Origin of the sequence: Tsukamurella soli, assembly GCF_039541155.1 — a bacterium.
GTDB classification, from domain to species: Bacteria; Actinomycetota; Actinomycetes; order Mycobacteriales; family Mycobacteriaceae; genus Tsukamurella; species Tsukamurella soli.
This window is the reverse complement of record NZ_BAABFR010000157.1, coordinates 1-7,952: the sequence shown is the minus strand read 5'-3', so window position 1 is coordinate 7,952 and position 7,952 is coordinate 1. Positions and strand designations below refer to the sequence as shown.

The following is a 7,952-nucleotide window of genomic DNA, read 5'->3' as shown; positions in this document are numbered from 1 at the left end:
GGACCGGCCACGCCCCCGCCGAGCGCGCCGGCGCCGTCGACCCCCGACGTCCCGGAGGCGCCGCGGCCGGTGTTCGCGTCGTCGTCCCGCGCCGAGCTCGAGGAGCTACGCGCGAGCAACCAGGCGCTCGCAGCGGAGCTCGCGTCCCTGCGGTCCGACTACCGGTCGACGGCGGCGCGCACGCGGCTGTCCAGCACCGGCACCAGCGATCCGACCAGGTTCGAGATCGACGGGCGGCTCGAGGGCCCCGGCGGCCCGCTCGGCCGCGCCGGCCGGCTACAGACGCCGCACGGTGAGATCGCCACGCCCGCATTCATCCCCGTCGGGACCAAGGCGACCGTGAAGACGGTGATCCCCGAACTCGTGCGGGAGCTGGGGGCGCAGGCGGTGCTCGCCAACGCGTATCACCTGTACCTGCAGCCGGGAGCCGAGATCGTGGAGGAGGCGGGCGGCCTCGGCCGGTTCATGAACTGGGACGGGCCCACGTTCACGGATTCCGGTGGCTTCCAGGTGATGTCGCTGGGTTCCGGGTTCAAGAAGGTCATCGATATGGACGGCAAGTCCACGCCCGACGACAACGGCGTCGCCGAGGGCAAGGAGCGGTTGTCCCGGGTCGACGACGACGGTGTGACCTTCCGGAGCCATCTCGACGGGTCGGAGCACCGGTTCACCCCGGAGGTGTCGATGCAGATCCAGCACCGCCTGGGCGCCGATATCATCTTCGCCTTCGACGAGCTGACCACGCTCATGAACACCCGTGGCTATCAGGAGAAGTCGCTCGAGCGCACGTACCGTTGGGCGCGGCGCTGCCTGTCCGAACACAACTGGCTGACCGCGCAGCGTGGCGACCGCCAGTCGCTGTGGGGTGTGATCCAGGGTGCGCAGTACGAGGATCTGCGCCGCAAGGCGGCTCGCGACCTGCGCGCGCTGGACGACGAGGACGTCGCCGGCGGTGGCCTCGGGTTCGGCGGCTACGGCATCGGTGGGGCGCTCGAGAAGGAGAACCTCGCGACCATCGTCAGGTGGGTCAGCGAAGAGCTCGGTGAGGCGAAACCCAAGCATCTACTGGGGATCTCGGAGCCCGACGATGTGTTCGCGGCCGTCGAGCAGGGCGTCGACACGTTCGACTGCGTCTCGCCGTCACGGGTCGCGCGCAACGGCGCGATCTACTCCCTGGACGGCCGATACAACGTGACCAACGCGCGGTACCGCACCGACTACCGGCCGCTCGACCCCGATACCGAGAACTACACGTCGCAGTACTCGCGGGCCTACATCCATCACCTGTTCAAGGCGAAGGAGCCGCTGGCGGCCACGTTGTGCACGCTGCACAACGAGCAGTTCATCGTGAATCTCGTTGCGCGGATCCGGCAGTCGATCCTCGACGGCAGCTACTGGGACTTCAAGACCGAGTTCCTCGGGCGCTACTACGCGGGCGAGCGCGAACTGGCGCGGTCCACGGACTGACACCGTGGACGATCGGCTGCGCGCGGTACTGGACGGGCTGCACCGCGCGGGGGTGGAGCACGATGCCGTGACCCCGGACCGATCGAACAGGTATCGCAACCTGGAGCCCGACTCGGCGGCGCTGCTCGCGTTGTTGGTACGGGCGTGCGGTGCGCAAAGCCTGCTCGAACTCGGTACGTCCAACGGATACTCGACGCTGTGGTTGGCCGACGCTGCGCGGGACACGGGCGGCTGTCTCGTGACCGTCGACTCCGATGGCGAGCGGAGCGGACAGGCTCGCGACACTCTGACACGCGTGGGACTGGCGCAACTGGTGGACCTACGGATCGCAGACGCCGCCCAGGTGCTTGCCGAGTCGTCCGACGGGCAGTGGGATTTCATCCTGCTCGACGCGGAGCGGCCCGCGTACGCGGGCTACTGGGCCGATCTCGTCCGAGCCCTGCGCGTCGGCGGTCTGCTGGCCGTCGACAACGTGCTGTCCCACGCGGAGCAGGTGGGCGCGTTCCGTGCCGTCGTCGCGTCGGATCCACGTGTGGAGGAGGCGGTGGTTCCGACCGGTGCGGGCGTGCTACTCGTGGTGCGCCGCAGCTAGACCACAGCTGGACCCGCGCCCGCCTACAGATCCGGCAGCGTCCACGGGGTCCGCGGCAGCGCGGCGGGATCGAAGACCGCCAGAATGTCCCGGGGCCGGTCGCCCATGAGCCCGAGGCTCGCGGCCAACTCGGGAACCACTGCCGCGGGCCCGCCCCGCTGCGCCAGCGTCACGGCACCGTCGCGCTTCGCGAGCCGGGCGCCCGTTGGACCCAGCACCATCGGCACATGCGCGTACGCCGGTGGGCGCTGGCCGAGCAGCGTCGCAAGGTACGCCTGCCGAGGGGCGCTGGACAGTAGATCGTCGCCGCGCACCACCTGATCCACCGCCTGGGCCGCGTCGTCGACCACCACCGCGAGGTTGTACGCCCACGTCCCGTCGTTCCGGCGCAGCACGAGATCATCGACGGTGCCGGTGTATTCGCCGTGCAGCACGTCGTGCACGGTGAACTCCGACACCGTCGACCGCAACCGCAGCGCAGCCGGACGTGCGGCCCGCCGCTCGGCGCGTTGCGCCTCGGTCAGGTCGCGGCACGTCCCGGGGTAGGCGCCGTCGGGCGCGTGGGGCGCCGACGGTGCCGAGAGGATCTCCCGGCGTGTGCAGAAGCACTCGTAGGTGTCGAGCGCGGCGACGGCCGCCGAGTAGAGCTCTCCGCGCTCCGACTGCCGGACCACCGGCGGGTCCCAGTCGATGCCGATCGCCGCGAGATCGGCCAGCTGGCGCGCCTCGGCCCCGGCCCGCACCCGGTCGAGATCCTCGACGCGCAGCAGGAACTCGCGCCCTGTCGAGCGGGCGAACAGCCACGCGAGCAGTGCGGTCCGCAGATTGCCCACGTGCAGGTCGCCCGACGGGCTGGGCGCGAATCGTCCGGCAGGCACCGCGTCAGCCTACTGCGGTCTCGAACGGCGCTATGGTTGGCGGCGTGGACCTGCCCGTCACGCCTCCTGTCGAACCGATGCTCGCCAAGCCCGCGAAGGCGGTGCCGGCCGGCCATTCGCACGAGCCGAAGTGGGACGGCTTCCGCGCGTTGGTGTTCCGCGACGGCGACGAGGTGTACATCGGATCGCGCAGCGGTAAGGAGCTCGGTCGGTACTTCCCCGAGGTGGTCTCGGCGGTGCGCGAGGAGCTTCCGGAGCGGTGCGTGCTGGACGGCGAGATCGCCGTCCCCGTGTTCCGCGAGGGGCGTAGGCGGTTGGACTGGGAGAGCCTGTCGCAGCGGATCCACCCGGCGCAGTCGCGGATCGACAGGCTCGCGGCCGAGACCCCGGCGATGTTCATCGGGTTCGACGCGCTCGCGGTGGGGGACGTCTCGCTGATGGCACAGCCCTTCCGCCGGCGTCGCGAGGTGCTCACGACGGCGTACGCGGGGACCGGCACGTGCCGGATCAGCCGGGTCACCGAGGACCCGGCCGTCGCCGCGGACTGGTTCGCGCGCTTCGAGGGAGCCGGGCTCGACGGCGTGATCTCGAAACCCCCGGGTGGTGCCTACCTACCCGGAAAGCGGGAGATGGTGAAGGTCAAGCACGCTCGCACCGCGGAGGCGGTGGTGTTGGGTTTCCGGCCGCACAAGTCGCAACCGAACGCCATCGGCTCGATGCTCCTCGGCCTGTATCGCGACGGGCAGCTCGCGCCGATCGGCGGCATCGGCGCGTTCACGACCGCCAAGCGCGCGGAGTACTTCGAGCTCCTGGGGGCCATGCGCACCGCGGACTCCGTCGCCGGAGAACCGAACCGGTGGAGCAGCCCGGACAAGACGGGGGAGTGGGTGCCGGTGCGGCCGGAGCTCGTCGTGGAGTTCGACTACGACCAGATGGAGGGTACGAGGCTGCGGCACACCGCGAAGTTCCGCCGCTGGCGCCCCGATCGGGACCCGTCCAGCTGCGGATACGACCAGCTCGAGGTTCCCGTGACCTACGATCTCGACGACGTGCTGACGGTGGGGGCGTGATGGCCAAGCCCACAGCGGCCGAGGTCACCGTGCCGGGACCCGACGGTGCCGAGCGCGCGGTACGCGTCTCCAGCCCCGACCGCGTGATCTACCCGGCCACCGACGCCACTCCCGAGGTCACCAAGCTGATGGTCGCGGAATATGTTGCTGCCGTGGGGGAGCCGATGCTTCGCGTGCTGCGGGACCGGCCCACCACGCTCGAGCGTTGGCCGGGCGGCGTACACCCCGGGATGCGCCTCGCGCAGGGACCCTTCGACAAGGAAGCCGACGGCTTCTATCAGAAGCGGATCATGAAGGGTGCACCCGACTACGCGCGGAGGGCGAAGATAACCTTCCCCTCCGGCCGCACCGCCGACGAGCTGTGCCCGTCCGAGATCGCGGTGCTGGTGTGGTGCGCGCAGATGGGCACCATCGTGTTCCATCCGTGGCCCGTGCGGGTGCCGGAGGTGGACCGCCCGGACGAGTTGCGGATCGACCTGGATCCCCAACCGGGAACCGGATTCTCGGACGCCGTGCGCGTCGCCGGCATCGCCCGCGAATTGCTCGCCGACCTCGAGATGACGGGGTACTGCAAGACCTCGGGCAATCGTGGCGTCCACGTGTACGTGCGGATCGAGCCGCGGTGGGAGTTCCTCGACGCGCGGCACGCCGCGATCGCGTTCGGGCGGGAGCTCGAGAAGCGCGACGACGGCGTGACCACCGCGTGGTGGAAGGAGGAGCGCGGGAGCCGGATCTTCGTGGACTACAACCAGAACTGCCGCGATCGCACGATCGCCGCGGCGTGGTCGTTACGCGCCGTCGCGGGCGCGCCGGTATCGACCCCGCTGACGTGGGAGCAACTCGCCGAGCTGCGGGATCCGCACGCGCTCAATCTGTTCAGCGTGCCGGATCGGGTCGCCGACGGTGACCCGTGGGCCGGCATCGACGACGTGGCGCACTCCATCCAGCCGCTCCTCGACCTGTGGGATCAGCACCCGGTGGAGCTGAACTTCCCGCCGGATCACCCCAAGATGCCGGGCGAGCCGCCCCGCGTGCAGCCGAGCCGGAAGGTCGCCGGGCACTGGGATGCCGACGGGAACCCCGTCCCGCACAGCTGATCCGGGTCACCTGACCGTGCCGCCGGAGGTCGCGGACGTGCTCGTGTGCTGGGACGACGAGCTGGTGTGGCTCGACGAGACGCTGCTCCCCGCGGATGCGCCCGAGCCGGACGAACCGCCGGTGCGAAGCGTGCCGGCGACACCGGCGATGGCGCCGCCCACCCCGTCGACGGCGCCGTGGACCGCCTTGCCGAGGGTGCCGCCGGCGGCGGTCGCACCGGCACGGGCGTGCTGGCCGTCCGAGCCGCCGGCAGTCGACACACTTGCGGTCGCGACACCCGAAGTCGAGACATCCGCGGCCGAAGCGCCTGCGCCCGGGCTGCTCTCGGCTGAAACGTCTCGGGAACCCGTGAGTGGCACCGCTGGTGAGTCGGTGGCGGTGGATGTGGCGGCGACCACCGCGGCCGGCGTCGAGGTCGTCGAACCCCGGATCTCCGTGGAGATGTCGTTCGCCGCGGCCTGGACGCCCTGCGCGGTGGCGGCCGCGAGGTTCGTGCCGAGCGTGATCGGGTCGATCACCGGGACCAGCTGCGCCGGAGTGGCGACACCGTAATCAGTTCGGTCGTAACCGGTCTCGATCAGCACCTGCAGTGCGGGGGAGATCAGATCGACGGCGGGTGTCATCAGGTCGGTGGTGCCCGTGCTGGTGCCGAGGTCGATCAGCGGCTGCAGCAGCGGCAACGTCTTGGCGGGCAGGGTGATGTACTCGGTGTCGCCGGAGATCTGGCAGTTCGTGGACGCGTTGCAGCCCGACTGCGCGGCAGCCACGGCGTCCTCGACCTGCTCGGGAGTGTAGCCGTACGGCGTGGCATCGGCGGCGTCCGTTCCCTTCGGCGCCAGGTACGTGCCGTGGATGTACCAGAACCCGGCGAGCGCGTTGGCGTCGGCGAGGAGGTTGATCGGGTACGTGGGGAAGTCGGAGACGCCGTCGTACTGGAACGCGATGTCGGTGGTGTCGACGGTGTCCGACGTGTCGGTGGGCGTCGGCTCCCCGAATGTCGCGTCGAGGATCGGGACCGTGCCCAGGACGGCCAGCCGCTCGAACAGGCCGCCGTTCGGGCGGTTCGGGTTGGCGATCAGCACGAACGACGTGCCCGCGGGTACGCCGCCGTCGGCGGCCAGCGCGCTCTTGAACTGCGATACCACCGTGGCGCCCTGCGAGTAGCCGAACACCACCACCGAGCCGCCTGGATCGGCGGCGGTGATTGCGCTGTACTGGCCGGTCACGCTCGCGAGGCCGCTCGCCACCGAGTCGTTCCACTTGGCGCCGGACAGTCCACCCCAGCCCGCGAACGGGAACGGCCAGAACTGCGCGACGTACGGCACGCCTATTGCCGTGCAGGCGGTGGCGCAGCCACCCGACGGTGCCACGTAGTAGGCGATCGCGTTGGCCTCGTAGTTCGGGGAGGTGTCCGGGTCGGGTGTGCCCGTACCGGGGACGACGAGGACCGTGGTGGCGCCCGCCACGGCGCCGGCGACCGCTGAGCCGACCGAGAGGGCGACGACACCCAGCAGCGACATGAACATGAGTAGGGCCGGTCGGGCAGTGCGCATCGCTGTCTCCTTACGAGGCATCAGATCCACGAGGTGCATCAGACAACCGTCTGCACATTCGCATATCGGGCGGCGCGACACGCTGAGAACGGAGCGGATCCGACTCGTCGAGGTTCGGGGCGAACCGGCTCGCGAACGGGCTACGGGACACCACGGAGATCTTGCAGGTCGATAGCGTGGACGTGGATCGTCCGCGAGTGCAGCGCACCATCGAGATCGTGGTGTCGCAGTAGCACTCGTCGCACTGCCGCCGCACAGAGAGGGGGGTACGAACCAAACTCACAGCGTCACCGACGATCGGAAATAACAGACAAGTCACCATTCCGGCGCTCCGGCCGCTCGTTCGTCATGGCAAACTGATTAAGACTCACCCTCTACTGAGCTAAGGAAATGATGTGAAACGTCTGCTGACTGGACTCGGGGCGGCCGTCGCTCTTGCCGGTGTCGTCGCCTCTCCGGCCTACGCGGCGCCGCACAAGCCGAAGCCGCACGTGCCGCACGCACCGCATCCCGTCACCCGCGTCGTATCGGTCCTGCCGCCGACCTCCGACTACGTCGAGGCCGCCATTGCGCGCGGCAAGCGGTACCTGGGCACCGATTCCTTCGGGAACTACGGGTGTGAGGACTTCGTCGACGCCGCGTACGGCAAGACCATCTACAACGGCATCCCGCACAACGGCGCCATCGCGTTCTACGACAACCTGGCGGCCAACGGACACGGGCACAGCAGCCTGCCTGCGCCGCGTGGCGCGATGGTGTTCTCCAACGGTGAGGACGGCGGCCACGTCGACATCTCGCTGGGCGACGGCCACTACCTGAGTGGCGGCGTGCAGGGCTTCGGACCGGGTTGGGGTGACGGCTCCAACATCCAGATCCTGCCGTCCGCCAACCTGGGCACGTTCACGGTCGTCGGCTGGGCCTACGCACCGTGGGAGACCCGCACCGTCCCGGTGGTGCCGCGCCGGTAGCGACAACCGCGAGACATGCCCGTGACCTTCGAGGTCGCGGGCATGTGTCGTGGTGAAGGACGCGGAATCGAACTGTGGTGGCCGTGCCGGCATCGCGCTGGAGCGTCAGGTGTCCACCACCGGTGTCTCGACCGATGGTGGTGTGCAGCGACCTGCACTTCAGCACTGGGCGCGTTGCGTGGCGAACTGCCAAACTCCCAGCGCGCCGGAACGTGTCAAGGTCGGTGAGACAATCCGTCATGCGGATTGGATGAGTGCCTGTGGTGTCGGTTCGTTGATCCAGGCCTCGGTCGGTGGTTTCGGTGGGGATGGCTTGCGGTGCCTGA

Annotated in this window: 8 protein-coding genes; 6 read left to right on the top strand and 2 right to left on the bottom strand. The window is 69.7% G+C overall.

Annotation, left to right across the window (positions count from 1 at the left end):
- The first annotated feature begins 186 nt into the window (after positions 1-186).
- Both tgt and ABD908_RS25740 read left to right on the top strand, forming a co-directional pair.
- Positions 187-1,467, top strand: a complete 1,281-nt coding sequence (tgt, locus tag ABD908_RS25745) for a tRNA guanosine(34) transglycosylase Tgt (RefSeq protein ID WP_385924570.1) — start codon at positions 187-189, stop codon at positions 1,465-1,467.
- Between the two features lie 4 nt (positions 1,468-1,471).
- Positions 1,472-2,059: an O-methyltransferase gene (locus ABD908_RS25740; protein ID WP_345001465.1), complete on the top strand. Its 588-nt coding sequence runs from the start codon at positions 1,472-1,474 to the stop codon at positions 2,057-2,059.
- A gap of 23 nt (positions 2,060-2,082) precedes the next feature.
- On the opposite strand, the gene gluQRS is transcribed toward ABD908_RS25740, so the two are convergent.
- On the bottom strand, positions 2,083-2,937 hold the full coding sequence (gluQRS, locus tag ABD908_RS25735) for a tRNA glutamyl-Q(34) synthetase GluQRS (RefSeq protein ID WP_345001463.1): 855 nt from the start codon (positions 2,935-2,937) through the stop codon (positions 2,083-2,085).
- A 44-nt stretch (positions 2,938-2,981) separates the two neighbouring features.
- On the opposite strand from gluQRS, the gene ABD908_RS25730 reads away from it, so the two are divergent.
- Positions 2,982-4,007 carry an ATP-dependent DNA ligase gene (locus ABD908_RS25730; protein ID WP_345001461.1) on the top strand — a complete coding sequence of 342 codons (1,026 nt, stop codon included), beginning with the start codon at positions 2,982-2,984 and terminating at the stop codon, positions 4,005-4,007.
- Entirely contained in the window at positions 4,007-5,104 is a 1,098-nt protein-coding gene (locus tag ABD908_RS25725) for a DNA polymerase domain-containing protein (protein WP_345001458.1), read from the top strand. Before ABD908_RS25730 ends, ABD908_RS25725 begins: the two co-directional genes overlap by 1 nt.
- Positions 5,105-5,110: 6 nt before the next feature.
- On the opposite strand, the gene ABD908_RS25720 is transcribed toward ABD908_RS25725, so the two are convergent.
- Positions 5,111-6,658 (bottom strand): PE-PPE domain-containing protein, encoded by a 1,548-nt coding sequence (locus ABD908_RS25720; RefSeq protein ID WP_345001456.1) that lies wholly within the window; start codon positions 6,656-6,658, stop codon positions 5,111-5,113.
- 395 nt (positions 6,659-7,053) lie between these two features.
- Here ABD908_RS25720 and ABD908_RS25715 point away from each other — a divergent pair, with 395 nt between their 5' ends.
- On the top strand, positions 7,054-7,626 hold the full coding sequence (locus tag ABD908_RS25715) for a hypothetical protein (protein ID WP_345001454.1): 573 nt from the start codon (positions 7,054-7,056) through the stop codon (positions 7,624-7,626).
- Positions 7,627-7,678: 52 nt separating this feature from the next.
- Positions 7,679-7,952: hypothetical protein (locus tag ABD908_RS25710; protein ID WP_345001452.1), on the top strand; the 274-nt coding region annotated here is incomplete at its 3' end.

Coding starts and splice junctions, on each gene's coding strand:
- ABD908_RS25725 (WP_345001458.1), top strand. CDS start 4,007: ATGGCCAAGCCCACAGCGGCCGAGGTCACCGTGCCGGGACCCGACGGT.
- ABD908_RS25720 (WP_345001456.1), bottom strand. CDS start 6,658: ATGCGCACTGCCCGACCGGCCCTACTCATGTTCATGTCGCTGCTGGGT.